Annotated in this window: 1 protein-coding gene; it reads left to right on the top strand. The window is 26.2% G+C overall.

Annotated elements, in window-relative coordinates:
• The coding region (locus HMPREF0077_RS10025; RefSeq protein WP_004837908.1) for a recombinase zinc ribbon domain-containing protein at positions 1–659 on the top strand (659 nt) is incomplete at its 5' end.
• Positions 660–791 lie beyond the last annotated feature (132 nt).

The following is a 791-nucleotide window of genomic DNA, read 5'->3' as shown; positions in this document are numbered from 1 at the left end:
TACTTCCAAATACCCATGAAGCTATTATTTCAAGAGAAATATTTGATGAGGTAAAGAAAATAAAAGAAAAAAGAAGTTTTGGTGGATATACAGGAAACAAAAATCGTTCTATTTTTTCTGATAAGATTTTTTGTAAAGAATGTGGTAGACATATGAGTTTTCGATGTGACAGTAGACAAAAAAAGAATTCTGCTAAAATATACAAGTACAAAAGTTATTATTGTAATTTATGTAAAGATGAGAAAACACCAAACAATATCAGAGAGAAAGATATTATTGAACTTATAAAACCCAAATTAAAAGATTTTAAGATTCAAAATACATTAAATGAAGAGAAAGTTATAGAACACAAGAATGTAAAAGAAGAGATTCTAAAGGAAATATCCATATTAAACTGCAATTTACAAATCATCTATGAAAACTACAAAAAGAAAATTATTTCAAAAGAGGCGTATCTAAAGGAAAAATCTCTTATACAAGATAAAAAGATATTATTGGAGAGTAAGTTGGAAGAATTGAAGTCGGAGAATATTGATTCAAAGAAAGAAACGGATATTGTTATCTTAGATGAGGAAGGTTTGCTGAAAGTTTATGTGAAAAGTTTAATTGATAAAATAATCGTATCAAGAAGTGGAGAAATAGAAATTGTAGAAAAATAGATGAATAGCATTAAAAGTAACTCATAATCTCGCCAACTTTAATTTTAATACGCCAAAATGAAAATAATGACGAGAAAATTCGAGAAAATAAATAGTACTGTTTATTATGAGACGATAGGGTAAATATTTAGT

Source organism: Anaerococcus tetradius ATCC 35098, assembly GCF_000159095.1.
GTDB classification, from domain to species: domain Bacteria; phylum Bacillota; class Clostridia; order Tissierellales; family Peptoniphilaceae; genus Anaerococcus; species Anaerococcus tetradius.
This window is presented reverse-complemented; position numbering and strand designations above follow the sequence as displayed.